Source organism: Nocardia crassostreae (genome assembly GCF_001613405.1).
GTDB lineage: Bacteria > Actinomycetota > Actinomycetes > Mycobacteriales > Mycobacteriaceae > Nocardia > Nocardia crassostreae.
This window is the reverse complement of the sequence record NZ_BDCH01000016.1, coordinates 1-24,597: the sequence shown is the minus strand read 5'-3', so window position 1 is coordinate 24,597 and position 24,597 is coordinate 1. Positions and strand designations below refer to the sequence as shown.

25 protein-coding genes and 2 pseudogenes are annotated in these 24,597 nt (G+C 67.6%); 14 read left to right on the top strand and 13 right to left on the bottom strand.

Annotation, left to right across the window (positions count from 1 at the left end; all coding sequences use genetic code 11):
- Positions 1-214: 214 nt before the first annotated feature.
- A complete protein-coding gene (gene gcl / locus NC4_RS16545) occupies positions 215-2,038 on the top strand; it encodes a glyoxylate carboligase (protein ID WP_067538846.1) in 1,824 nt (607 codons plus the stop codon).
- Positions 2,035-3,213 (top strand): glycerate kinase, encoded by a 1,179-nt coding sequence (locus tag NC4_RS16540; protein WP_245721733.1) that lies wholly within the window; start codon positions 2,035-2,037, stop codon positions 3,211-3,213. Before gcl ends, NC4_RS16540 begins: the two co-directional genes overlap by 4 nt.
- 167 nt (positions 3,214-3,380) lie before the next feature.
- On the opposite strand, the gene NC4_RS16535 is transcribed toward NC4_RS16540, so the two are convergent.
- From NC4_RS16535 to NC4_RS16525, 3 genes are all read right to left on the bottom strand, one after another.
- A complete protein-coding gene (locus NC4_RS16535) occupies positions 3,381-4,148 on the bottom strand; it encodes a metallophosphoesterase family protein (protein ID WP_067538844.1) in 768 nt (255 codons plus the stop codon).
- 34 nt (positions 4,149-4,182) lie between these two features.
- Positions 4,183-5,028, bottom strand: a complete 846-nt coding sequence (locus tag NC4_RS16530; protein WP_067538842.1) for a glycosyltransferase family 2 protein — start codon at positions 5,026-5,028, stop codon at positions 4,183-4,185.
- Between the two features lie 76 nt (positions 5,029-5,104).
- Positions 5,105-6,223 (bottom strand): lycopene cyclase family protein, encoded by a 1,119-nt coding sequence (locus NC4_RS16525; RefSeq protein ID WP_067538839.1) that lies wholly within the window; start codon positions 6,221-6,223, stop codon positions 5,105-5,107.
- Between the two features lie 89 nt (positions 6,224-6,312).
- On the opposite strand from NC4_RS16525, the gene NC4_RS16520 reads away from it, so the two are divergent.
- On the top strand, positions 6,313-7,245 hold the full coding sequence (locus tag NC4_RS16520) for a hypothetical protein (protein ID WP_157554804.1): 933 nt from the start codon (positions 6,313-6,315) through the stop codon (positions 7,243-7,245).
- 147 nt (positions 7,246-7,392) lie between these two features.
- On the top strand, positions 7,393-8,937 hold the full coding sequence (locus NC4_RS16515) for an alanine/glycine:cation symporter family protein (protein ID WP_067538834.1): 1,545 nt from the start codon (positions 7,393-7,395) through the stop codon (positions 8,935-8,937).
- Between the two features lie 46 nt (positions 8,938-8,983).
- Here the strand turns inward: NC4_RS16515 and NC4_RS16510 are convergent, their stop codons facing one another.
- The gene (locus tag NC4_RS16510) at positions 8,984-9,346 is read right to left on the bottom strand and encodes a DUF1304 domain-containing protein (RefSeq protein ID WP_067538832.1); all 363 of its coding nucleotides are present in this window, start codon (positions 9,344-9,346) and stop codon (positions 8,984-8,986) included.
- 394 nt (positions 9,347-9,740) lie between these two features.
- Here NC4_RS16510 and NC4_RS45130 point away from each other — a divergent pair.
- The 3 genes and pseudogenes from NC4_RS45130 to NC4_RS39075 all read left to right on the top strand — a co-directional run.
- Positions 9,741-11,052, top strand: a pseudogene (locus NC4_RS45130) (family 1 glycosylhydrolase).
- An 86-nt stretch (positions 11,053-11,138) separates the two neighbouring features.
- Positions 11,139-11,705: a TetR family transcriptional regulator gene (locus NC4_RS16500; RefSeq protein ID WP_067538830.1), complete on the top strand. Its 567-nt coding sequence runs from the start codon at positions 11,139-11,141 to the stop codon at positions 11,703-11,705.
- 8 nt (positions 11,706-11,713) lie between these two features.
- A pseudogene (locus NC4_RS39075) lies at positions 11,714-12,866 on the top strand (NADH:flavin oxidoreductase); the annotation flags it as partial.
- 11 nt (positions 12,867-12,877) lie between these two features.
- Here the strand turns inward: NC4_RS39075 and NC4_RS16485 are convergent.
- Together NC4_RS16485 and NC4_RS16480 are read right to left on the bottom strand one after the other, a co-directional pair.
- Positions 12,878-13,642 carry an SDR family oxidoreductase gene (locus NC4_RS16485; RefSeq protein ID WP_067538824.1) on the bottom strand — a complete coding sequence of 255 codons (765 nt, stop codon included), beginning with the start codon at positions 13,640-13,642 and terminating at the stop codon, positions 12,878-12,880.
- Between the two features lie 87 nt (positions 13,643-13,729).
- Positions 13,730-13,948, bottom strand: coding sequence for a hypothetical protein (locus tag NC4_RS16480; RefSeq protein WP_067538821.1), 219 nt, complete (start codon positions 13,946-13,948; stop codon positions 13,730-13,732).
- Positions 13,949-14,169: 221 nt separating this feature from the next.
- Here NC4_RS16480 and NC4_RS16475 point away from each other — a divergent pair, with 221 nt between their 5' ends.
- Positions 14,170-14,514, top strand: a complete 345-nt coding sequence (locus NC4_RS16475) for a DUF1801 domain-containing protein (RefSeq protein ID WP_067538818.1) — start codon at positions 14,170-14,172, stop codon at positions 14,512-14,514.
- 431 nt (positions 14,515-14,945) lie between these two features.
- On the opposite strand, the gene NC4_RS16470 is transcribed toward NC4_RS16475, so the two are convergent.
- On the bottom strand, positions 14,946-15,371 hold the full coding sequence (locus NC4_RS16470; protein ID WP_218021193.1) for a TetR/AcrR family transcriptional regulator C-terminal domain-containing protein: 426 nt from the start codon (positions 15,369-15,371) through the stop codon (positions 14,946-14,948).
- 39 nt (positions 15,372-15,410) lie between these two features.
- On the opposite strand from NC4_RS16470, the gene NC4_RS41640 reads away from it, so the two are divergent.
- The 4 genes from NC4_RS41640 to NC4_RS16450 all read left to right on the top strand — a co-directional run bounded on the left by NC4_RS41640 (position 15,411) and on the right by NC4_RS16450 (position 18,099).
- Positions 15,411-16,055 (top strand): MFS transporter, encoded by a 645-nt coding sequence (locus tag NC4_RS41640; RefSeq protein ID WP_067538817.1) that lies wholly within the window; start codon positions 15,411-15,413, stop codon positions 16,053-16,055.
- Between the two features lie 10 nt (positions 16,056-16,065).
- Entirely contained in the window at positions 16,066-16,572 is a 507-nt protein-coding gene (locus NC4_RS16460) for an MFS transporter (protein ID WP_067538816.1), read from the top strand.
- A gap of 187 nt (positions 16,573-16,759) precedes the next feature.
- On the top strand, positions 16,760-17,344 hold the full coding sequence (locus NC4_RS16455; RefSeq protein ID WP_067538815.1) for a DUF456 domain-containing protein: 585 nt from the start codon (positions 16,760-16,762) through the stop codon (positions 17,342-17,344).
- Positions 17,341-18,099, top strand: a complete 759-nt coding sequence (locus NC4_RS16450; RefSeq protein ID WP_067538848.1) for a cobalt-precorrin-6A reductase — start codon at positions 17,341-17,343, stop codon at positions 18,097-18,099. The genes NC4_RS16455 and NC4_RS16450 overlap by 4 nt, the downstream gene beginning before the upstream one ends.
- 6 nt (positions 18,100-18,105) lie before the next feature.
- On the opposite strand, the gene NC4_RS16445 is transcribed toward NC4_RS16450, so the two are convergent.
- From NC4_RS16445 to NC4_RS16430, 4 genes are all read right to left on the bottom strand, one after another.
- On the bottom strand, positions 18,106-18,651 hold the full coding sequence (locus tag NC4_RS16445; RefSeq protein ID WP_067538814.1) for a PadR family transcriptional regulator: 546 nt from the start codon (positions 18,649-18,651) through the stop codon (positions 18,106-18,108).
- Positions 18,652-18,687: 36 nt separating this feature from the next.
- Positions 18,688-20,241: a precorrin-2 C(20)-methyltransferase gene (locus tag NC4_RS16440; RefSeq protein WP_067538813.1), complete on the bottom strand. Its 1,554-nt coding sequence runs from the start codon at positions 20,239-20,241 to the stop codon at positions 18,688-18,690.
- Entirely contained in the window at positions 20,238-20,873 is a 636-nt protein-coding gene (locus tag NC4_RS16435) for a precorrin-8X methylmutase (protein ID WP_067538810.1), read from the bottom strand. Before NC4_RS16435 ends, NC4_RS16440 begins: the two co-directional genes overlap by 4 nt.
- A gap of 112 nt (positions 20,874-20,985) precedes the next feature.
- Entirely contained in the window at positions 20,986-21,423 is a 438-nt protein-coding gene (locus tag NC4_RS16430) for an Lrp/AsnC family transcriptional regulator (protein ID WP_067538808.1), read from the bottom strand.
- 137 nt (positions 21,424-21,560) lie between these two features.
- On the opposite strand from NC4_RS16430, the gene ddaH reads away from it, so the two are divergent.
- Entirely contained in the window at positions 21,561-22,436 is an 876-nt protein-coding gene (gene ddaH, locus NC4_RS16425) for a dimethylargininase (RefSeq protein WP_245721732.1), read from the top strand.
- A gap of 66 nt (positions 22,437-22,502) precedes the next feature.
- Here ddaH and NC4_RS16420 read toward each other — a convergent pair whose 3' ends face one another.
- Entirely contained in the window at positions 22,503-22,724 is a 222-nt protein-coding gene (locus tag NC4_RS16420) for a hypothetical protein (RefSeq protein WP_067538803.1), read from the bottom strand.
- A gap of 7 nt (positions 22,725-22,731) precedes the next feature.
- Between NC4_RS16420 and NC4_RS16415 the strand changes: the two genes are divergently transcribed.
- Positions 22,732-23,088, top strand: a complete 357-nt coding sequence (locus NC4_RS16415; RefSeq protein WP_067538801.1) for a hypothetical protein — start codon at positions 22,732-22,734, stop codon at positions 23,086-23,088.
- 194 nt (positions 23,089-23,282) lie between these two features.
- Here the strand turns inward: NC4_RS16415 and cobG are convergent, their stop codons facing one another.
- Positions 23,283-24,482, bottom strand: a complete 1,200-nt coding sequence (cobG, locus tag NC4_RS16410; RefSeq protein WP_067538799.1) for a precorrin-3B synthase — start codon at positions 24,480-24,482, stop codon at positions 23,283-23,285.
- Between the last annotated feature and the right edge of the window lie 115 nt (positions 24,483-24,597).

The following is a 24,597-nucleotide window of genomic DNA, read 5'->3' as shown; positions in this document are numbered from 1 at the left end:
CGGCTCGCTCGATCACTCCGCCCTGCTGCTGGTCGCTGAATCGCTGGCCGGTAAGGGCAAGGCGTGACAACCGCCACCGACCTGCGGGCGCCGGACCGCCGCCACATCATGTGCGGCACCCGGCTGCCCGCGGGGTGGGTGCACACTTCCGCTCCGATCGAACCGCCTTGGTGGTCGGAGCGTCCATTGGCACACGGAAACCGGGAGAACTGATATGGCACGGATGAGAGCCGTGGACGCGGCGGTGCTGATCCTCGAAAAAGAGGGTGCGACACAGGCATTCGGTTTGCCCGGCGCCGCCATCAACCCCTTCTACAGCGCCATGCGGGCACACGGCGGCATCAAGCATGTGCTGGCCCGCCATGTGGAGGCCGCCTCGCACATGGCCGAGGGTTACACCCGCGCCGCCGCCGGGAACATCGGCGTCTGCATCGGCACCTCGGGCCCGGCGGGCACCGATATGATCACCGGATTGTATTCCGCCAGTGCGGATTCCATTCCGATCCTGTGCATCACCGGCCAGGCCCCGGTGTCCAAACTGCACAAGGAGGACTTCCAGGCGGTCGATATCGCCTCCATCGCGGCCCCGGTCAGCAAGTGGGCGACCACCGTGCTGGAGCCCGCGCAGGTGCCGGGCGCCTTCCAGAAGGCGTTCCAGTTCATGCGGTCCGGCCGCCCGGGTCCGGTGCTCCTCGACCTGCCGATCGATGTGCAGCTGTCCGAGATCGAATTCGATATCGACACCTACGAGCCCCTGGATGTGCAGCGCCCGGCCGCCACCCGCGCCCAGGCCGAGAAGGCCATTGCCATGCTGATGGCGGCCGAGCGGCCGCTGATCGTGGCTGGTGGCGGCATCGTGAATGCCGACGCTGCGGACCTGCTCGTCGAATTCGCCGAGCTGACCGGCATTCCGGTGGTTCCCACCCTCATGGGCTGGGGCACCATTCCGGACGATCACCCGCTGCACGCGGGCATGGTCGGCCTGCAGACCTCGCACCGCTACGGCAATGCCACCATGCTGGAAGCCGATTTCGTGCTGGGCATCGGCAACCGGTGGGCCAACCGCCACACCGGCGGCATCGACACCTACACCAAGGGCCGCACTTTCGTGCACGTCGACATCGAGCCGACCCAGATCGGCCGGGTCTTCGCCCCCGATTTCGGCATCGTCTCCGATGCGGGCGCGGCGCTGGCGGCATTCCTTGAGGTCGTGCGCGATCTGGTGGAGGAGCGCCCGCTGCCCGACCGCGGCGAATGGGCCGCCAAGATCCAGGAGCGCAAGCGAACCCTGTTGCGCAAGACCCAGTTCGACAATATGCCGATCAAGCCGCAGCGGGTCTACCAGGAGATGAACGCGGCCTTCGGCAACGACGCCCGCTACGTCACCACCATCGGGCTCTCACAGATCCAGGCGGCGCAGCTGCTGCACGTGTTCAAACCGCGGCACTGGATTAATGCCGGACAGGCCGGACCGCTGGGCTGGACGCTGCCCGCCGCCCTGGGCGTCGCCACCGCCGCCCCGGACTACACCGTCGTCGCGCTGTCGGGTGACTACGACTTCCAGTTCCTCATCGAGGAATTGGCCGTCGGCGCCCAGTTCAACATTCCGTACATCCATGTCGTGGTGAACAACTCCTACCTGGGCCTGATCCGTCAGGCACAGCGGCAGTTCGACATGGACTACTACGTGCAGCTGTCCTTCGAGAACATCAACAGCCCGGAGCTCGGCGTCTACGGCGTCGACAACCTGAAGGTCGCGGAAGGACTGGGCTGCAAGGCGATTCGTGTCACCGAGCCCGGCAAGCTGGGCGCGGCGTTCGAAGAGGCCAAGCGACTGCGTGACGAGCACCGGGTGCCCGTGCTGGTCGAGGTCATCCTCGAACGCGTCACCAATGTCTCCATGGGCCTCGAGGTCGACAGCATCAACGAGTTCGAAGAGCTCGCCGAATCCGTTGTCGACGCACCCACCGCCATTGCGGCGCTGTCCCCGGCCGCGGCCGGTGCGGCGGAGTACGAATCGGCTGGGAGCGCACGGTGATCGGGGTGCGCGGCGGTGCCCGCAAGGGGTGGCAGGAAGGGGATGTGATCATCGCCCCGGACAAGTTCAAGGGCTCGCTCACCGCCCCGCAGGTCGCCGCGCACCTCGCCGCCGGACTCCGCCGGGCGCGCCCGGAGCTGCCGGTGCTCACCGTTCCCGTCGCTGATGGGGGCGACGGGACCGTGGACGCCCTGGTGGCCTCCGGGTACTCCCGGCTGCAGACCACCGTCACCGGACCGGTCGGCAATCCCGTTGTCGCGTCGTACGCCGTGCGCGACGAGACGGCCGTCGTGGAGCTCGCCGAGGCCTCCGGGCTGCGGCGACTGCCCGGCGGACCCACCCCGGCGTCCGCGCTGGCCGCCTCCAGCGTGGGCACCGGGGAACTCATCCGCACCGCGGTGCAGGGCGGCGCCCGCCGAATCCTGTTGGGGCTGGGCGGAAGTGCCTGCACCGATGGCGGTGCGGGCCTGCTCACCGCGTTCGGGGCGCGACTGCTCGATGCCGACGGGCAGCCGCTGCCGCCCGGCGGTGCGGCGCTGGCCCGGCTGGAGACCATCGATCTGAGCGAACTGATCCGGGTTCCGGTGACCATCGCCTCCGATGTCGACAACCCGCTGCTCGGCCCGAACGGCGCCGCCTACACCTACGGTGCGCAGAAGGGCGCGGGCCCGGACGAACTCGCCGAACTCGAGCGCGGCCTGACCCGCTTCGCCGAGGTCGCCCGGCGCGATCTCGGCGTGGATCTGGCGGAGCGCCCCGGCGCGGGCGCGGCCGGTGGCGTGGGCTTCGGTGCCATGGCGTTCCTCGGGGCGACCATGCGTCCCGGCGTCGAAATCATCCTGGAGCACGTCGATTTCGATGCCCTGCTCAGCGGCGCACGCCTGGTCATCACCGGCGAGGGCTCGCTCGACGAGCAGACCCTGCACGGTAAAGCGCCCATCGGCGTCGCTCGCGCGGCGGCGCGCGCCGAGGTGCCCGTGCTCGCGGTGTCCGGACGACTCCAGGTCGCCCGGAGCATGTTGCGCCGCTTCGGATTCGAGGACGCCTTCGCGCTCACCGATATCGAATCCGATCCCGAGGTCTGTATGGCCGAGGCGGGACGCCTGCTCGAAGAGCTGGCCCTGCGCATCGCCGAGACCGGAGCGATCGAGCCACTGACTCGAAACGCCCTGTAAGAGGCCGTACAGCCTCCGGGGCCGCCCGGATGCCCGGCGCGCGGCCATACACGTGCGCTCGAGCATCCCTCCCGGTGGTGGCGTGGCCCGCCGCCGCACCCTCGGTTCTCTCACACCCGCCGGGGGAGCGGTCGCCGGTATCGCGATGGAGTCGGGCCCAACCCGCCCTAGCTCGCGCGAGCCAGCTCACGCAGGTCCACCACCACGAGGTTGTCGGACAGCGGCGACGAATCGTCATCCAGAATCGTCACCGCTGTCCGATAGCCCACGCCGTCCAGCACGGCCGAATGCCGGGTGTGATAGTGCCCGGCGTACAGATGCCGCGGCCGCACTTCGTCCACGATCGCCCGCAGCAGCTCCTGATGCTGGTGCGCGGCACGGATTTCCGCTTCCGGGAAGCCGTGCGGGTTGCCGTCGATGGCCGGAATGGGGACGCCTGCGGGCACATCGTGGCAGAGCATCACATCGGCCGGACCGCCGCCCACGGCGAGCTCCGCCTCGGGGGCGGTGATCAACTCGCGTGCCCACCAGGACTTTCCGGGTTCGCGCCACGGCCGGTCCACGCTGTGCGCGCCGCCCATGGCCAGGAATCGCACGCCCGACCAGGTCCAGCGATAGCCGCGCGGAAGATAGTAGATATTGGGGCGCAAGGCGATCGCGGTGCAACCGTAGGTCTGCTCGCGTCGATCGAGGTAGTTGTAGTCCTCGTGATTGCCCGGCACGAATCCGAGTACCAGGCCCGCCTGTTCCAGTGCGTATTGGACGCGGGCCATGAATCCGGGATTGAAATCGTAGCCGTAGTCGCCGACGTGCAGGATGACCTCGACCTGTTGTTCGGCGGCCCACTCCACGGCCCGGACCGAATGCCAGGGGTTGGCGTGCCAGTCGCCTGCGAAGGCCAGTCGTCGCGGTGTCACCGGTGCCCAATCGTTCATCTTCTCGATGGTGCCCCGAGAATCGGTGCCGTGCTCAGGAAATCGCGCGCGCCCGGATCGGCCGCAGCGTGAAGCGGCGGCGGTCGAAATCCCAGAACAGGTAGATCGGCCATTGCGCGGTGTGCGCCAGCCACGCTCCCGTTACCACCGCGCGGTGATAGGGGAGCACGTCGTAACCGTGTTCGGAGATGGTGCGCAATCCGGAGAGCTGGAACTGCCACCAGTCGCGGGGATTGGTGCGGCGGCGGCGTGGGGAGGTGGTGGCGCGCATATCGAGCAACTGATCGATGCGCTGTCCGCGGGTGGTGAGGCACAGGGCTAGATCCAGATCCTCCACCACATGGGAGCCGGTATTGGTGAATTCGCGGATCGCTTCCCAGGAGGCTTTGCGGATACCCATATTCGGCCCGTGCATATTGCCGACGCGCCCGCCGAGTTTCCCGCGGCGGATCTGGATCCAGAAGCCGATGCGCAGGAAGAAGCCGACGGGGGAGTCGTGGTAGGTGGTGATTCCGGTGACCGCAGCGGTCTCCGGATGCTCGATGAAGTGGCGGCGGATGGTGGCCGCCCAGGTGGGGTCGGTCAGGGTGTCGCCGTCGGTACGGGCGATGAATTCGCCACGCGCGGAATCGAATCCGGTATTGCGGGCCCGGGCGAGCCCGCGGCGCGATTCCTCGACGATGTGAATCCTCGGGTGGGCCTCCTGGTAGCGGCGCAGGATTGTGGGAGTGTCGTCGGTGGAACCGTTGTCCACGACAATGATTTCGTCCACCGCCTGCTGTTCGAGGATTCGGTCGAGTGTGGCGGAGATACCGGCTGCTTCGTTCAGCACCGGTACGACAACGGACAGAACCACGGAATCGGTGCTGTGACTTGGCATGCGCACAATCCTCGAGTCGCCCGCGTGCTTGGACCAGACCCAGAAGTCACCAGCCCCAGAAGGTGGGGTGGAAGAACTATCGGCTGGGCGCGCGGCCCAGGCCGACGGTGGCGGTCGCGAGCGTGCGGCGCAGCCGCCAGGGCAGCGCGGCGAACAGGGTCGTCATGGCGGCGGCCATACCGGTGAGATCGTCGCGGCCGGACAGGTAGGCGCGCTGACGCGGCGCGGGCAGTGCGAAGAAGGCGTCGAAGAACAGCGGAATGTCCTGTGGCGCAAGCGACAACAGTGCGCGCAGCCCCGCCGAGCGCAGCCGGTACACGGTGCGGGCCGAGCCGGTCCAGAGGGCGTCACCGGCGACGGCGGCATCGGCCAGGAGCAAGGCGGTGGCCACGCTGTAGCCGGTGGCCGGATGCATCAGCGCGCCCGCGGCGCCGAAGGCGTGCGGACCGGGACGCCCGCCCTGCACCGGGAACCGCACCCGCTCGATCGGCTCGTCGCCGGTGAGAGTGATTCCGCGGCACCGCAATCGATATTCGAGCCGGGTGCGCAGCTCGGTGGTGTCCAGCGCGGGGCGTCCGGCAAGGCAGGTCTCCTCGAGGAGCATGGTGTCCGTGCCCAGCGGCACCGCGTACAGAAACGACGGTGGCGCATCGGGATCCGCGCCATTGTCGGCGCGCCAGTCCATGAACAACGTGTCGGGTTCGGACCACCGCCGCCGGTCGACCACCACGCCGAAGGCTGTCTGCTCGGCGAGCGCGGGGGAGCGCGGCACACCCCGGGCGTCGATCACCCGCCCGCCCGCCAGGATCGCGCCCGAGGCCAGCCGCACCGACGGCAGATCCAGGGCGTGCCCGCTGCGCGCCGGGCCCGCGATCCGCACCACGCGATCGGCAATGATCCGCGCCCCGCTCAGATCGAGTGAATCCTGCAGCCGCGCGGTATCGAATACAACGTAGCGACGATCCAATTCGGCCCGCCGGGTGCCCCAGGCCACCGGCCGGTCGACGCCTGCGGCGACCACCGACGGCGGCAGCCAGCCGGGCAGTTCATCGGCCCAGGCCGCATAGGTGGCGGTCCACCGCCGGTGTGGTTGCGGATCGATCACCGTGACCGATAGTCCCCGTGACAGCGCCCGATGCGCGAGCGCCCGGCCCGCCGGGCCGGATCCGCAGACGACGAGATCACTGGTGGTCACCCTGCGATTGGATCATGCCGGGCGCCCGTCATACGCTTCGGTAACGATTGCCGGGCCGGGGAGGGCCGGTAACTGCGAAAGGTTGAGAGATGACGTATCCCCCCGGACCGCCGTCCGGACCCGGATTCGGTGGCGACCCGAATGCGCACGGCCAGCAGCCGGAACCGGACGCGGCATGGTGGGAGGGGCCCGCGACACCCCCGGCCGCACAACCGGTCTGGCCCGCGCCGGAGCAGGGGGGGTGGCAGGGGCAGCCCGTGCAGGGGGCCTGGCCCGGACAGCCCGGGCAGCCGGATTGGGCTGCGCAGCAAGGATATCCGCAGCAAGGGTATCCACAGCAGCCCGGCTATCCGCCGCCGCAGCCGCGGAAATCCAATACCGGAATGATCGTGGGCATCGCCGTCGGCGTGGTGGCCCTGCTCGCCGTGGCCGTGGGCGCGATCGTCGTCTTCACCGGCGGCGACGACTCCGGCCGGACCACCGTCGCCTCGGCCACGACGACCACCACCTCCAGCGCGCCCACCACCACGCGCCGCACCACCACGACGACCACGAAGGCCGCACCCGCCGGTGGTCACTTCAGCTACACCGAATACAGCGGCGCCTGGAACTTCCGGCTCGGCGACGTGGCGCTGCAGGCCGACTGGGTCACCGGCAACGACTACAGCGATTGCGCGCCCGTCGAGGAAACCGGCAAGCTCACCAGCCTCGGTTGCCAGTACAGCGCCGAGTTGGTCTGGCAGGCCGAGGGCGGCGCCCTCATGCTCACCCAGTACGTCCTCGGCATGGGCGACGCCGCCAAGGCTTCGGGCGCCGAAGGCCAATTCGACGACAAGGACATCCGCCTGAACCCTGGCAGCTACATCGCCGACTGGGAGACCGGCAAGTGGCGCGACGGCAGCGAGAAGGAGTTCCTGGTCATCACCTTCGCCACCGCCACCGCGGCCGTCGATGCCGACACCGTCGAGAAGTACCTGCGCTACCGCCATCAGGACACCGTCGGCGCGCTGATGTTCCGCTGACGAGCGCCCGGGACACGCTGGTCGCTGCCGATTTGCTGCTTGGTGGACTGCGGGTAAACGCCGTTGTTATGGGTTTGTAACAATTGGTAACCCGGCGCATGCCATCCTGTGCGGCGGCAATGGCACGTCGAATTGGGAGCACCAGCGTTGACAGCGTTTCTCGACACGATCAACAGCTATATCTGGAGTAAAGGGCTGATCTACCTGTGCCTGGCGGTCGGAGTGTATTTCTCCGTGCGCTCACGGTTCGTCCAGGTGCGGCAGATCCCGGAGATGATCCGGTTGATGCGCAATGGCGAGGACTCGCCGTCGGGTGTGACATCGTTCCAGGCCCTGGCCATGTCGCTGGCGGGTCGCGTCGGCACCGGCAATATCGCCGGTGTGGCCACCGCGATCGCATTCGGCGGGCCGGGCGCGCTGTTCTGGATGTGGGCGGTGGCCTTCCTGGGCGCGTCGACATCGTTCGTGGAATGCACGCTCGGCCAGATCTACAAGACCCGCGATCGGCTCACCGGCGAATATCGCGGCGGGCCCGCGTACTACTTCAGCAAGGCCATGGCGCATACCCGCGCCGCCGGGCTGTTCAAGGTCTACGGCGCGATCTTCGCCGCGGTGACCGTGATCGCCTGCGGTGTGCTGATGCCCGGCGTGCAATCCAATTCGATCGCCTCGTCGATGAACCAGGCGTGGGGTCTGGGCAAGTGGCCGGTGGCCGTCGGTACGGTCATCGTGCTGGCCTTCGTGATCGTGGGCGGCGTCAAGCGCATCGCGGTGTTCGCCTCGGTCGTGGTGCCGTTCATGGCGATCGTGTACATCGGCCTGGCGCTGGTCGTGGTGCTGGTCAATGCGAGCGAGATCCCCGCGGTCCTGAACATGATCTTCGCCAGCGCATTCGGCGTGGACTCGGTGTTCGGCGCGATCATCGGCTCGGCCGTGCTGTGGGGCGTCAAGCGCGGTGTGTACTCCAATGAGGCCGGGCAGGGCACCGGGCCGCATTCGGCGGCCGCCGCCGAGGTGTCGCATCCGGCCAAGCAGGGCCTGGTGCAGGCCTTCGCGGTCTACGTCGACACCCTGTTCGTCTGCACCGCAACGGGATTCCTGATTCTCTCGACCGGCGCCTACCGCGTGTTCGAGGGGGAGAGCGCCACGGGCCGGGTGCTCGGCGACGGCGGTGTGCTGCCCTCGGACGCCGCGGTGGGACCGGCCTACGCGCAGGTCGGCTTCGATTCGATGTGGAGCGGGGCGGGCTCGACCTTCATCGCGGTCTCGCTGTTCTTCTTCTGCCTGACCACGATCATCGCGTACTACTACATGGCCGAGACCAACCTGCGGTTCCTGCTCGGCAAATTCGCCTCGGCCCCGGTTCCGCTGCTGCGCGGGACGGTCGGATCGAACGCCACCATGGTGTTGCAGGCGCTCATCCTGGCCTCCGTCGCGGCCGGTGCGGTCACCACCGCGACGACCGCGTGGACCCTCGGCGATATCGGCGTGGGATTGATGGCGTGGCTCAATATCATCGGCATCATCATCCTGCAGGGCCCGGCCTACAAGGCGCTGTGGGATTACGAGCGGCAGCAGAAGGACGGGAAGGATCCGGTCTTCGATCCGCTGGCCCTGGGCATTCCGGGCGCCACGTTCTGGGAGACCTATGAGCCGCGGCGCGCGAAGGAAAGCGTGAACACACCGGCCTAGCCGGACCTACCCGTGCCGCCGTGCGCCGCAACCGTGGCGTGCGGCGTCATCGGGCGAGTAGCACCGCAGCCAGGGTGATCGCACCCGGAAGCGCCTGGGCGAACAGGATGCGGCGGCTCGCGGTGGCCGCGCCGTACAGGCCCGCGACCACAACGCACGCGGAGAAGAAGACCTGAGCGGCATGGCCGACCGGGTCAGCGGCGAGCAGGCCCCAGAGGAGCCCGGCGGCGAGGAATCCGTTGTAGAGGCCCTGGTTGGCGGCCAGGGCCTTGGATTCCTCGGCGAATTCGGCGGTGGTGCCGAAGGTGGCACGGACGCGCGGGGTGGTCCACAGGAACATCTCCAGCACCAGGATGTAGAGGTGCAGGGCGGCAAGCAGTCCGACCAGTATTTCGGCAATGACTCGCATGATCGCAGCCTTCCTGTTCGCCGATTGATTCCGACAGCTTGACAGACGGCGCCGCGGATCGGCGGCAGGCGCGCGGCGCACCACGCCGTCGTGACCGCGCCGAGGTGGTGCGGTCAACACGCGGATCGCCGGGGCTATGCGTCCGGAGGGGTGACCGTGGTGTCGGCGAACGAATGGTGCTCGTGCGCGACCCGCCAGCGGCCGTCGTCAACCAAGGCCGGAACCCCTGCGCGGCACAGAGATTCCCCCGGGGCCTGCCGGGCGGGGCGGCGGTATCGCTCGAGCGTGTGTCAAACCACTATCTACCTGGCACATTACCGAGACAAATCGCAGCTATCCAGGAAGTAAGTAGCCGCTTTCACTCATTTCGAGTACTGGTCCCGGGGAAGTGCCGATGCGCACTCGATTTCGCTGTCTCGTCGCGGCCGTGCTGGTCATGGCCGCTGTCCTGCTCCTGGTCGCCGGGGCCGCGGGCACCATACCGGAGGGGCACGGCGGCACGCTCGGCGACGATTTCCTCTGGGGTGTGGCGGCTTCTGGATTCCAATCCGAAGGCCGGTCACCCGACAGCAATTGGACCCGCTATATCGAAGCCAATCCGGGCTGGGACCGTCTCGGCGATTCCGTCGATTTCCGATCCCGCTTCCGGTCCGACATCGCGCTGGCCGAGGAGCTCGGTGTGCGGGTTTTTCGAATCGGCGTGGAATGGGCGCGGCTGGAACCTCGACCGGGAGAGTGGGATCCGTCCGCCTTCGCCTTCTACGACGAGGTGATCGACGCCATCGCGGCGGCCGGAATGCGACCGATGCTGACCCTGGACCACTGGGTGTATCCGGGGTGGGAGGTCCACCGGGGCGGCTGGCGCAACCCCGCCATGGTGGCGGACTGGCTCACCGCCATGCGCAAGGTCGTCGACCGCTACGTGAGCCGCGACCCGATCTGGGTGACCATCAACGAGCCGGTCGCCTACATCATGCACGAGTTACGCCATAACGGGACCGACGCCGACCAGATGCTGAACCGGGTGGCGCAGGCGCACAACGGCATCTATGACTACATCCACCAGGTGCGGCCGAACGCGATGGTCACCAGCAATCGGCTACGTCGCCGGAGCGGAGCCACAGGTGAACGGACCACTCATGGCGCTCATCGGCGGCAAACTCGATTTCGTCGGCATCGACTACTACTTCGGCTACGAGACGCCGGAACTCGCCGCGATCACGCCCGGCGGCCCGGTGCCCGTGGGCATCTGGGATCTGCCGGTCTATCCCGAGGGCATCTATTATGCGCTGCAACGCTATTCGCAGATGTTTCCAGGCAAGCCCTTGTGGATCGTCGAGAACGGGATGCCCACCGAAGACGGGCAATCCCGCACGGACGGCTACACCCGCTCCGACCATCTGCGCGACACCGTCTACTGGCTGCAGCGTGCGCAGGCCGACGGCATGAACATCATCGGCTACAACTACTGGAGTCTGACCGACAACTACGAATGGGCCTCCTAAACACCGCGATCCGGACTCTACACGGTGAACGTCCGCACCGACCCGACCCTGAACCGCATACCCACCGACGCGGTCGGCGCCTACCGCGACATCATCACCGGCAATGGCGTGCCCGCCGACTATCTACCGCTCCGCCCACCCACCGACTGCCGCCTGGTCGACCCTCCCGCCAGCTGTGCCACCCCGCTCACAGCGCCCTGACACCACCGGATCTCGGTGCGGGTCGGGCAACCGACAGTTTCAATCAATGATTGAATCGGTGATTGAGACATGGTTCACTGGTCCGCATGCCGGACCGGATCTCCCTCGATACCCGTGAGCGGCTGCTGGCCGCCGCCGAGCGGTTGCTGCTGACGCGGCCCTACGAGGAGGTGTCGGTGCGCGGCGTGTGCACCGAGTCGGGGGCGAATCCCGCTGCGGTGCACTATCACTTCGGGTCGAAGGACGCGCTGGTCGGGGCGCTGCTGGAGGATCGACTCGGGCCGTTGTGGGCCGAGCGGCTGGGTGCCGTGACGGCGCGGCGAGTCGAGGTGCCCGCGATCGTCGACGCGGTGATCGCACCGTTCGTGGATCTGGCCGGGGATCCGATCGGGCGGTTGCATCTGCGGCTGCTGGCCGGATTCGTGCTCGGCAGGCATGCGACGACCTGGCGGCAGCCGTGGTTTCGCATGGATTCGTGGGTGCCGCTGCTGCCGGAACTGAGCAAGTCGGAGAGCCGTCGGCGCTGGCAGCTGGCCTTCGATCTGATTATCGCGAGGTTCGGCAGCGCCGAGCAGCGCGCGCTGCCGGAGCAGGCCGTCGAATCGCTGAAGACGTTCGTGATCGCCGGGCTGACCGCGCCCGAACAGAGGTAGGAAGAACCATGCACGACGATGTGTTCGAGCCGGTGCGGCTGGGGCCGATCACCTTGCGCAACAGGGTGATCAAGGCGGCGACCTTCGAAGGCCGCACGCCGGACGCGCTGGTCACCGAGGACCTGATCCGCTTCCATCGCGAGGTGGCGGCGGGCGGTGTCGGGATGACGACGGTGGCCTACTGTGCCGTCGCGCCCGGCGGCCGCACCGACCGGCATCAGATCTGGATGCGCCCGGAAGCCGTTCCGGGACTGCGGGAATTGACCGATGCCGTGCACGCCGAGGGCGTGGCCGCCAGCGTGCAGATCGGCCACGCCGGGCCGGTCGCCAATGCGGCCTCCAATCATCTTCCCGCCCTTGCCCCCAGCCGGATGTTCAGCCCACTCGGCATGCGCCCCATGCGGGTTCCGTCCGAAGCCGAGATCGCCGACCTCGTCACCGCGCACGCCGATGCCGCCCGGCTGGCCGCCGACAGCGGTTTCGATGCCGTCGAAATCCACGTGGGCCACAACTATCTGGCGAGCTCGTTCTTGAGCCCGTTACTGAATCGCCGCACCGACGGCTACGGCGGCTCGCCCGCCGCCCGCGCCCGCTTCCCCCGCGAGATCGTCCGGGCCGTCCGCGACGCGGTGGGGGACCGGCTGGCCGTGATCGCCAAACTCAATATGGAAGACGGTGTCCGAGGCGGCCTGACCGTCCCCGAATCGCTGCGCGTGGCCGCCTGGCTGGAGGCCGACGGCGCCCTCGACGCCCTCGAACTCACCGCGGGCAGCTCCCTGCTCAACCCGATGCTGCTCTTCCACGGCGCGGCCCCCCCGCCGCGAATTCGCGAAAGTCCCTCCGGGCCCGGCCCGCTGGGGCTTCCGCGCCGCAGGCCGGGCCTTCCTCAAGGAATACCCGTACCGCGCCGCCTACCTCCTGGAGCGGGCTCGCCAATTCCGCCGCGAACTGTCCATGCCGCTGATCCTGCTGGGCGGCATCACCGACCTCGACGGCATGCGCCTGGCCCGCGCCGAAGGCTTCGACTTCGTCGCCATGGGCCGGGCCCTGCTGCGCGAACCGAACCTGTTGCGCCGCATCCAATCCGACCCGTCGACCCGCTCCGCCTGCACCCACTGCAACGAGTGCATGCCCACCATCTACACCGGCACCCGCTGCGTCTTCCGCCTGGATCAGATGCCACCCGTGGACAGCAACCCGCCATCCACCCGCACGGTCTCCCCGGTAATCCACCCGGCCGCATCCGAAGCGAGGAACCCCACCAGCGTCGCCACATCCTCCGGCGACCCCAACCGCTTCATCGGATAAGCATCGGCCGCCGCCTCCTCATCCGCCGAATACAACGGATCCGCGAACTTCGTCTTGATCACCCCCGGCGCCACCGCATTCACCCGAATCCTCGGCCCCAACTGCCAAGCCAGCTCCTCGGTCAACCGAATCAGCGCCGCCTTGGAGGCCCCATACGCGGCGATCACCCCGGTCGAGCGGATCCCTGCCACACTGGCCAGATTGACAACGGCCCCACCGTTGTCCCGCATCCAAGCTTTATAGGCTTCCTGGATATACCCCAGCGCCGCAAGCACATTCACATCGAAGATCTTCCGCACCGCATCCAGATCCGCCTCCATCAGCGACCCGTAGACGGGATTGATGCCGGTGTTGTTGATCAGAATATCCAACGACCCGAACTCCGCCACCGCAGTAGCCACCTGCTCCGCCCGAGCCCCCGCATCCCCCGAGTTCCCCGCCACCGCGACAACCTTCCCCGGGTGCCCCAACCCCCGCAGCCGCTCCGCAGCCTCCTCCAACGCCTCCTGCTTCCGCGCAGTGATTACCACACTGGCCCCCCGCCCGAGCAGCTCCGCCGCCACCGCAAACCCGATACCCCGGCTGGCGCCACTGACCAGCGCCCCCTTGCCCTTCAGATCATCGCTCATGTGACGGCACGTTACTTCAGTCACGCCACCTGGGCGCATCTGCCCCCGAAAAGGTTCATGACGTCGCATCGTATCGGCGGTACCGCCTCAGAACAGCCGATCATCCGAAGGCTCCGGTACGGGCATGGTCCGCATGCGCACCTCGTCGTCGATGACATCCTGAATCGCGTCGATCTGATTCTGAACGGCCTCGCCGTGCGCCACCAGCTCGACCCGGTCGGGCTCGGTGAGGCTCTCGGCGTCGAGCTTCTCGAAAACGCATGAGCGCGCTGACCGTAAGTCTTCCAGGTTGCTGTCCGGCTCCACGGGAGTTCACCCTACGTCCGGAACCCGACGAGCTCAGCAGGGGACCATCGGCCGATGAGGTCGGCCGCTGTCTTGCGCGGTCGATTACTTATCCGAAGTTCCGCGCTGGCTTGGAACGCCGGTAGTCCGACCGATGCGCCGGTCGCGTCCGGCTCCGTACGTTCACTCCTGCAGGACCAATCGATACCGATGCAGTCCGCGGTCGGGTTCAGGAGGACGGTATGAACAGCGAAGTCACTCGATACATCGACAAGGCGTTGCCGTGGCAGGTCGAGGTCTGCGAACGGCTGCGGGCGATGGTTGCCACGACACTGCCCGGGGTGGAAGAGCAGATGTTGTACGGCAAACCGCATTTTCTGATGAACGGCCAGCACGCCGCTTTGATCCATGTGGCCAGGAACAAGGTGTCGTTCCTGGTGTTCAATGCCGCCGAGATCGACCCGGTGCCGGGAGTGCTCCGGTCGATGGGTAATGGTGAGCGCAAGACCGCCGACATCACCGAAGGGCAGGACACCGACTACGACCTGTTGGCCCGCGTTCTCGCCGAGGCCGGAAAAACCCTCTGACACCGCGAATGCCGTTGCATCCTGTTGCCGGGACCACGCACAGGACGAGAATCAGCAGGCTCACCATCGTCGGGATGAGCAAGTAGGCGGAATCGGTGTTGAACAGTTGCGCGATGCCCGCGATCAGCCCCACTCCGGACGCCAGGATCAACAAGACTTGGCCCGCGGCGTCGGCCGATACATAGACGGTCCACGGGATTCCAGCACTTCCGGTCAGCAGACCGAGGATCAGCGCGATGAAGCCTGCGGCGACCGCAGTTGCGCTCTGCGAGTTGGGCTTCGGCAACTCCGGTTGACCATACGGGTCTTTCGCAGCCCAATCCCCTTCTCGTTTCGGGCGAACCTGCTACGCGCGGTCCACGACACGGTTCCCCGGTGGATCTCCGCCGCGGTCGTTGCGGCCAGAGCGAAGCGGAAAGCGCTGGGGCGCGTCAGTTTTCCGGCACCCCGTAGGCGCGCAGGAAAGTGTCCACCGCCGCCGTGGCGACGGTGCGCATCTCGGCGGTGGGGACCTTGCGCGTGCCGAGGCGGGAGCGGCCCTCCATCGGGCCGGTGATCAGCACCAGGAATTGTTCGGCGGCGGTGGCCGGATCGCCCGCGCGCAGGTGGCTGGAGAGCGCGAGGCGGGCCAGCCGGTCGGCGAGGGCTTCGGCCAGTTGGTCCGAGGTGCGGGAGACGACGATGTCGATGAGGTCGGGGAACTGCGCGACCTGGGCGTAGGTGAGCCAGCGTAGGGACCGCGACCGGTCGGCGCAGCAGGCCTTGATGAGCCGGTAGGCCACGTCCTCGAGGGTGGCGCGCACGTCCGGGCCCGGGGTGCGCAAGCGTTCGACCACGGCCAGGTTTTCCGCCAGCACCGCGACGGTGCACGCTCGTTCATTCAGGGAAAAATCGCAATGACCACAACGACTTCCGCGCAGGGCGATACGTCGGCGGAGGTGTTTCCGCGGCGTTGGGCGGCCATGGTCGTGCTCGTGCTCGTGTTCACGCTGGACCTGCTGAATGTCACGATCGTGAATGTCGGGCTCCCGGCCATTCAGGCGGATCTCGGCGGCACGCCCTCACAGGTCGGGTGGATGGCCACGGCCTATCTGCTGGCCTTCGCGGCCGCCCTGATCACCGCCGCCCGCCTCGGTGATCTGTTCGGGCGCAAGCGCGTATTCCTCATCGGCCTGGCCGCTTTCGCGCTCGCCGGGGCCTGGTCGGCGCTCGCGCAGGGGCCCGGCGAACTCATCGCCGCCCGCGCCGCACAGGGCGCCGCCGCCGCGATTCTGGCGCCGCAGGTGCTGACCAGCCTGTTCGTCTTGTTCCGCGGTCCCGAACGGGCCACGGTGCTCGGCATATTCGGCGTGGTCGCGGGACTCGCCCAGGCCGGGGGCTTGTTGCTGGGCGGTGTGCTGGTCACCGTGGACATCGCGGGCCTGGGCTGGCGGGCGATCTTCTGGATCAGCGTTCCGGCCGCACTGATACTGCTGGGCTTCGGAGCGTGGCTGATTCCGAAGACGCGTTGCGGCCGCGCTGGCTCACGGCGGTCGGATTGACCGCGGGCTTGTGGCCATCGTGTTCCCGCTGCTGGAGGGCCGCACCTACGACTGGGCGCCGTGGACCTGGCTGCTGCTCATCGCGGGCATCGCGCTCGTCGCGCTGGTGGCCATCGGCGAACATCGCAATCCCGCCCGGCGCGCCGGAGCGCTGCTGCCGCTGGACCTGTTGCGCGCACGCACCAGCAGTGTGGCGCTCTGGGTGCAGTTGGTCGCCTTCGCCGCCTTCAGCGGTTTCCTGCTCGTCTTCGTCCTGTGGCTGCAGGAAGGCCAGGGCTACACCGCACTTCGCGCAGGTGTGGTGACCGTCGCCTTCTCGGTCGGCGGCCTGGCCATCGCCCCGCTCGTCGGTCGCCTCACGGTGCGGTTCGGCCGCCTGACCGTGGCCGTGGGCACGTTGACCGGAGCGATCGGCACTCTCGCCATCCTCGGTGCGGCCACTGCGCGGTCGGCGTCGCCTCCCTCAGCGCCATCTTCTTCGGCTACGCCGCCGACGGCGACTTCAGCGGCGCCCTGATCGCCAGCGCCTGGACGATCATCCCCGCGCTCGTCGTCGGCTCCGCACTCTGCTTCGCCCTACCTTCCCCGTCTACCTCCGGAACGGACTAGAGGGTTTCATACTGAAACGTCATCGGGTCAACGGTAGGGTGGCCTGCGGTAACCCGGGCGTTAACGGGTTGCGTCACAGCCAATTTGGGAGATTCATGAAGCACAAGAGGTTCGCTGCCACCGCGTTGATGGCTATTGCTGCTACCGGTATTGCCGCGGGGACCGGATATGCGGCGTCGGCGGAACCGGCTCCGATCGAGCAGGTGCAACCTGCCAAGCCGCAATTCCAGGGGCAGGAGCAGGGCGTCGACTATAAAGTGACGATGGCCGAAATCGGCAATCAGATCATTACCGAGGTGACCGGCGGGCGGTTCGGGCTCGATGCGGCCACGAAGACGGTGGCGTTGCGGAACACCGCCGGGGATACCGTTTTCCAGGTGCCGTTGGTGGGCGAGTGGGAGGGTAAGCCGTATGAGCTGGCCGCCGCCGTCGACAATGACGGGGGCAAGCTCACCTTGAGCCCGGTCTCGGCTCCCGCGGGGACGATCAAGGACATCAGCTCACAGGAGTGGTTCATGGCCGAACTGCAGCGCGCCTCGCTGGGTGCGCTCATCGGCGGCATCATCGGCTTCTTCGTGCTCGGCGTCGGCGCCATCCCGGGCGCGATCATCGGGCTGCTGATCGCCGGTGGTCAGCCGCTGATCGCTTCGGGCTCGGCATATTTCAGCGGGCAACCCTGAAAACGCTGATTCTGGGCGGCACCCGGGAAGCCCGGGATCTGGCCGCCCTCGCGGCCGGCGAGCGAGGATTCGAGATCGTCTCCTCGCTCGCCGGTCGCGTGCGCGACCCGCTGCTGCCGGTCGGCGAGGTGCGCGTGGGGGGTTTCGGCGGGGCCGACGGGCTGCGGGAATGGCTGGCGGGCAATGCGATCGACGCCCTGGTGGACGCCACGCATCCGTTCGCCGAGGGCATTACCGCCAATGCCGCGGCCGCTGCGGCAAGCCTCGGTCTGCCGCTGCTGCATGTGCGCCGCCCGGCCTGGACCGAAACGGAGGGGGACCGCTGGATTCGAGTGCCGAATCTGGCGTGGGCCGCCGAGACGGTGGCCGAGGTGGGGGAGCGGGTCTTTCTGACCATCGGGCGGCAAGGCGTGGGGGCCTTCGCCGCATTGGATCGGCAGTGGTTTCTCATCCGCGCCATCGATCCGCCGGAGGGTGCGCTGCCGCCGCGGCACGAATTGCTGCTGGCGCGTGGACCGTTCACCATTGCCGAGGAAGTCCGATTGATGACCGAGCACTGCATCGACGTGCTGGTGACCAAGGACAGCGGCGGCGCGCAGACCGAAGCCAAGCTCGCCGCCGCGCGCGGTCTGGGGCTGCCGGTCGTGGTCGTGGATCGCCCCCTGCTGCCCGCGGAGGCCGCCACGGTGGAGACCGCGGCCGCCGCCTGGGAGTGGCTGCGCCGCCAAGCCGAGCTGCGGTCGCGGCGGGGCTGAGCCGGATCAGCTCAGGCGGCTGGTGCGTTCGAGTAGTTCGGGTAGCCGGTCGAACCATTCGAGGACCGCGCGCTCGTAGCGGATGCCGAAATCGAGGGTGGCGCGTTCGAACGGGGACATGCGCTGTTCGTCGTGGCCGGACATATAGCCGGAGAGGCGATGTTCGTGGATGGAGCGATTGGCGGCGATGATCCGGTCGAGGCGGTGGCGGTCGACGAATTCGCCGAAGGACAGGGTCAGCAGCAGCGGGACGCGAATCGTCTCCGCGCCCGGATCGCGGGCGATCCACTCCGCGAACGCCTCCCGGCCCTCCTCGGTAATGCGGTAGGGGGTGCGGTCGCGCGCACCCGCTTCGCCCTTCTCGACCAGGCCGTGCTGGTGCATGGTGGCGAGTTCCCGGTACACCTGGCTCTGGGTGATGGTCCAGAAGTCGCCGATGCGCTCCTGCGCGAGGGCGACCAGATCCCATCCGGACATATCGCCCTGGTGTAGGAAGCCCAGTAAGGACGCGGCCGTCGAATTGAGCGGGCGCCGAGTCGTACTGTCTGCCACTGCCACTCCTTCCAGCCTACATTCCACTATGGAATATTAGTCACCGTATCGCCGCGAGGTGAACACCCGGGGTCCATCGGCCGCGTCGAACACGGTGGTCGTGGACGCGCCGACAATGAGCAGCGTGCGCATATCGACCTCGGCCGGATCCAGATCGCCGAGCGCGACCACGCGCACCGTCTCCGTGGGTCCGCCGACGTCGCGGCCGATCACCACCGGCGTCTCCGGCTTGCGGTGCTCGAGCACCAGATCGCGCATGGCCGCCACCTGCCAGGTGCGCTGCGAAGACGCCGGGTTGTAGACGGCGAAGGCCATATCGGCGGCGGCCACGGCCGAAATGCGTTGCGCCACCACATCCCACGGTTTGAGGCGATCCGAGAGGGAGATCATCGCGAAGTCGTGCCCCAGCGGCGCGCCCATCCGGCTCGCCACCGCGCTGGCGGCCGTCACCCCCGGCAGGACGCGCACCGGCACATCCCGCCACTGCGGATCCGCGGATTCCTCGACCACCGCGGCCGCCATCGCGAAGACGCCCGGATCTCCCGAGGACACCACCACGACCCGCGCGCCCGCCTTGGCCAGATCTAAAGCCATTCCGGCCCTTTCGGATTCGACCTTGTTATCGCTCGCATGGCGGCGCTGACCCGGTCGCACCGGTACGCGATTCACGTACGTCGTGTAGCCGACGATATCGGTCGCCGCGGCCACTGCGGCCGCGACCTCGGGGGTGGTCCAGCCCGCATCGCCCGGTCCCAGTCCGACCACCACCACCTCGCCTCGCGAATCGCTGTGCGTCACGGTGTGGTTCGTCGCCGCGCTCGCCGCCGGATCGGTCGAATCGGAGGCGTTGCCCGTCAAGGGGATTCGAGTGGCCGGGGCCGGGCCGGGGACGATCGTGATCGCGAAGTAGGGGACCTCGGCGTCGTCGACATCGGCGGCGCGCAGCACCCGCTGCCGGGTGCTGCTGGCGCGCTCGACATAGTAGGCGTCGTCGAGACGGCCCGAATCGGCGAGCGCTCGGCGCACGCCGGGATAGGTGCGGCCGAGCTTCATGATGGCGGCGGCGTCGGTCTCGCGCAGGCGGCGCGTCAGTTCCGCGGTGGGCATGGTGCCCGGCAGGATGGTGAGGACCTGCTCGCCTTCGACCAAGGGGGTGCCGAGAGCGGCCGAGGCGGCGCTGACCGACGTGACGCCGGGAATGATCTCGGTCTCGAAGCGATCGGCCAGACGGCGGTGCATATGCATGAAGGAGCTGTAGAACAGCGGATCACCGGCGGCGAGCAGAGCCACCGAGCGACCGGCGTCGAGATGCTCGGCGAGCCTCGCGGCGGCGCGCTCGTAGAACTCGTCGATCGCGCCCTGATATCCGCCGGGATGATCGGTCGTCTCGGTGGTGACCGGATAGACGAGATGCTCCTCGAGCTGCCAGTCGCGCATATACGGCGCGGCGATAGCTCGCGAGATGCTGCGCCCATGGCGCGCGCTATGGAAGGCGATCACATCGGCCGCGCCGATGACCCGCGCGGCCTTCACCGTCACCAGTTCCGGATCACCCGGGCCGAGCCCGATACCCCAGAGCTTGCCGCTCATTCCTGTTCGCTCGCAATCGCATTGAGGGCGGCCGCGGTGATCGCACTGCCGCCGCGTCGGCCGCGGACGGTCAGGAACTCGACCCCGCCGTATTCGGCCAGGGCCTGCTTCGATTCCGCGGCCCCGATGAACCCGACCGGAATACCGAGCACGGCCGCGGGGCGCGGCGCACCGGCATCGAGCATGTCGAGCAGATAGAACAGCGCGGTCGGCGCATTCCCGATCGCTACCACCGCGCCATCCAGCCGATCACGCCAGAGCTCCAGCGCCGCAGCCGATCTGGTGTTGTTCAGGGCCGCGGCGAGATCCGGCACGCGCGGATTGTCGAGCAGGCACAGCACATCATTGTCCGCGGGCAGCCGCTTGCGCGTCACGCCCGAGGCAACCATCTTCGCGTCGCACAGAATCGGCGCGCCGGTTAGCAGCGCCGCCCGCGCCTTCGCCACGACATCGGTGCTGAACGCGACGTCCTCCGCCAGATCCACCTGCCCGCAGGCATGAATCATCCGCACGACGACCCGCGACACATCGTCCGGAAAGCGCGTCAACTCCGCCTCGGCGCGAATCGTGGCAAACGATCGCCGATAGATCTCGGCCCCGTCGGTCAGGTAGCTGGTACGCACATCGGACATGCGTCCCACCCTAAGTCGCCCCGCTCACACCCCCACACAAGGGGTCGCCCGGGGTGCAGGTAATGGTGCGGGCAAACATCGAGAAGAGCCCTGCATCAGTACCTGCTCGGGGTCAGGTGCGGGGGCGTTCGAGGAGGCGGGACATGACGATGCTGCTTCGGGTGCGGCCTACTCGGGCGTTTTCTCGGATACGTTCGACTGTTGATTCGATTTCGGCCATATCTGTGGCCATGACGTGGACCAATGCGTCCGCTTCGCCTGCGATCGTCCAGACGCCGACTACCTGGGGGATCGGTTCGAGGCTGCGGCGCAGTTCGGCCGGAGAGATGTTGTCGCGGTAGAAGACTTCGACGTACGCCTCGGTGCGCCAGCCTAATGCGGCCGGATTCACGACCGCGGTGAAGCCGGTGATCTGGCCGCCCGCGACCATCTTGTCGACTCGGCGCTTCACGGCGGGGGCCGAGAGGCCGATGGCCGCGCCGATCTCCTGGAACGAGGCGCGGGCGTGCTTGAGGAGGTGTCCGAGAATTCGCCGGTCCAGATCGTCCACGCTGATCCTTTCACTACTGCGCAACGAATCGCTGCAGATTTCAAGATCTCCGCAATGAATCGCTATTTCTGGCGCAACGGTACGCCATTTACCTTCGTGTCAACGCCTGTCCGCGCCGACTTGCCAGGGAGTCCCCGTTGACGTCCGTAACTACCCTTCCCACCCCCGAACCGACCGGTGCTCGCCGCTCCACCCCGCGGCAGTACCTCATGTGCCGCCCGGATTATTTCGACGTCACCTACGTCATCAATCCGTGGATGGACGCCTCCACCCCCATCGATCGCGCGCTCGCTCTCGCCCAATGGGAGAACTTGCGGGCGATCTATGAACGCCACGGCCATCAGGTCGAGGTCATCGACGGTGTGCCCGGCCTGCCCGATATGGTGTTCGCCGCGAACGGCGGCCTGGTCATCGGCGACCGCGCCATCTCCGCCCGCTTCGCCAACCCCGAGCGCACCGCCGAAGGCCCGGCCTACCACGACTGGATGTCGGCCCGGGGTCGCTACCAGTTGACCGCCGCCAGCGAAACCAACGAGGGCGAAGGCGATTTCGCTGTCACACGGGATCGCATCCTCGCGGGTACCGGCTTCCGGACTTCCCGGACCGCGCATGCGGAAGTAGCCGAATTCTTCGGGTTGCCCGTGGTCTCGCTGGAGCTCATCGACCCGCGGTTCTACCATCTCGACACCGCCGTCATGGTTCTCGACGGCACCATCGCCTACTATCCGGCGGCATTCAGCGGGGACAGTGCGCGGCTGCTGGCGCGCATGTATCCCGACGCCATCATCGCCACCGAGGCCGATGCCGAGGTGCTCGGGCTGAACGGGGTTTGCGATGGATACAACGTGTTTCTCAGCGACCGCGCCACCACCTTGACCGAGCAACTCCGGTCGCGCGGTTACAACCCGATCGGAATCGACCTGTCCGAGCTGTTGCGGGCCGGTGGCAGCGTGAAGTGCTGCACCCTCGAGTTGCATCGCGCCGGGACCGTGCTCGACTCCTCGGCGGCCTGAGCCGGCGCACCGAAATCGCTATCGACGCTGAATAATTCGCGGTACAGGCGTGCAATCCCCCGCATATCATTGGCGCATGCGGGGGACAGGCGCCGCGAATCGCAATAGGTGTCCGAGCTGCCGACGGATCGCCCAGGTCGCGAAGGTGTCGGCGATCGTGGCGAGCGGGACGACGACCACGTCCGGCTCGACATCCGGACTGTCACCGGGGATGTCGACTTCGGGGGATTTCACGATGGGGTTGCCGTTCGGGTGGTCCCAGCAGTCCACGCGCACCGATCTGAGCACACGGTTGATGCTCGTCGAAGAGGCGGAAGCTGGGTTGGGGGATGTGCTTCGACTGGTGGGGGCCACGGTTATGGCTGGGGCGTTCGCGTGGGTTCTGCCGTTCACGATCGAGGAACGCGAGCGGAACGGGACGCTGGCGCCGCTGGTGATCACGGTCGTGCTCGGATTGCTCTGCGTGGTTCTCGCGATCGGCAGCGCGGCGAGCCTTGCCGGTCATCGGAAGGCCAAGGAACACAATCAGCGGGCTCGGGGGGTTTGGAACACGCCTTATTACCGCCATCGCGATGATGTTGTTTACATCCCGGGCGATGCTGCCGGTTGCGTGCCCTCCGAACAGATGGCGACTCTGCTGCGCCGCTCGTGAGATGACATTTTGTGTGGGCCTTCGGCGGTCAGCGTGCGTGATGGGTGATTGTTCGGGGGCTATGACGGTGACCGTGTCGGGAGACGACCGCAGTGGCGGTCACAGGTGGAACGGGCCGGATCCTGTCTCCGTTGGGTGCGTGCGGCGGTGTTGTGGATCTGACTGTGGCGGAGCCTCACCCAGCGAGGGGTCGCTCAGTTGCCGGGGGTGAGGCGGTAGCCGTTGGGGGTGGCGGTGATTTCTGTGACTGCGCCGCGCGGGCGGCCGCAGCGGCGGTCGCAGCCGGACCAGTGCTGGCGGCCGGAGGCGATTACCTCGGTGGGATTCAGGGACTCTTGTGGGGTATTTGGCTCAGCGGTGAGAGTGACGCGGCCGGATTCGACGGCGTCGGATACGTCGGCGCGGACGTCGGTCAGTGATTTTGCGCAGCCGGGCATGCCTGCGCAGGCGGTGACCTGGAGCCAGGGGGAGGTGGCGTCGAAGATCAGGCCCATGGGGGCTAGGACTCGGACTACTTGTTCGGCGGTCCACTCGTCCATGTCGGTGATGAGTACGGTGCGCCAGGGGGTTATGAGGATGGGGCGGTCGACGGCGGCGAGGAATTCGGCGGTGCGGGCGGGGAGGGAGCCTAGGCGGATTCCTGCGCCTAGGGAGACGTTGTTGTTGGATTGGGTTAGCCAGCCGATTGGGATGTCTTGGTGGGTAACCATTTCCAGGCGCTCATCGGCAGGGGTCAGAGTGGGGCGGGTATTCAGCAAGTGCTCGGTGAGTCGATTGGCTGCGTCCGGGATCTCGTGTAGGCGCCATTGGTCGTCGCGGAGGTCGAGGAAACCGTGGGCGGCGGCGAGGATGAGATCTACTGCCGCGTGGGGGGTCGCTCGGAGGGTGGAATCGACGCCGGCGAGGAGCAGGGCGTAGGTGTTGTCGTCCACGGCGTGTAGGCCGATGTCGGCGCCGAGGCCGCTGACATCGCCGCGGCCGTCGTCCAGGGTGAAGAGCACTCGGCCGGGGAGTTGCGCTAGTCGGGGGTCTGTTTGCAGCTGGGCGTCGAGCGCGGTTACCAGCGGGTGTACGTCGGTCAAGCCTCCGAGTCGGCCGGAGAGAGGGGAGGCGATTATGTTGCGGACTCGCTCATGGGAAGTGCTGGGGAGCAGTCCTGCCGTCCGCAGCTTGGTCTCGAGTACTTTTGCGTCACGGACTTGGCGCAACTGCACGTTGCCGCGTGAGGTCAGTTCGATATTGCCGTCTGCTAGATCGACTGCTGCGCTCGCTAGTGCTTGCAATTGCTCGGGGGTCAACAGGCCGCCGGGCACGCGGATGCGGGCTAGCGGGCCGTCGGCTGCTTCGTGCAGTCGGAGGACACCTGGGCAGGAGTCGGGTTCGGATCGAGTCATGACGCTGCCAGCCTACGACCGGGCGGGGTGGGGGATTTCACTGGTTGGGTATGGGGCGGGTGGTGTGGTCTGGAGGGGGATTGCGGTGACGGGTGCGAGGGCTGGTCTGATCAGA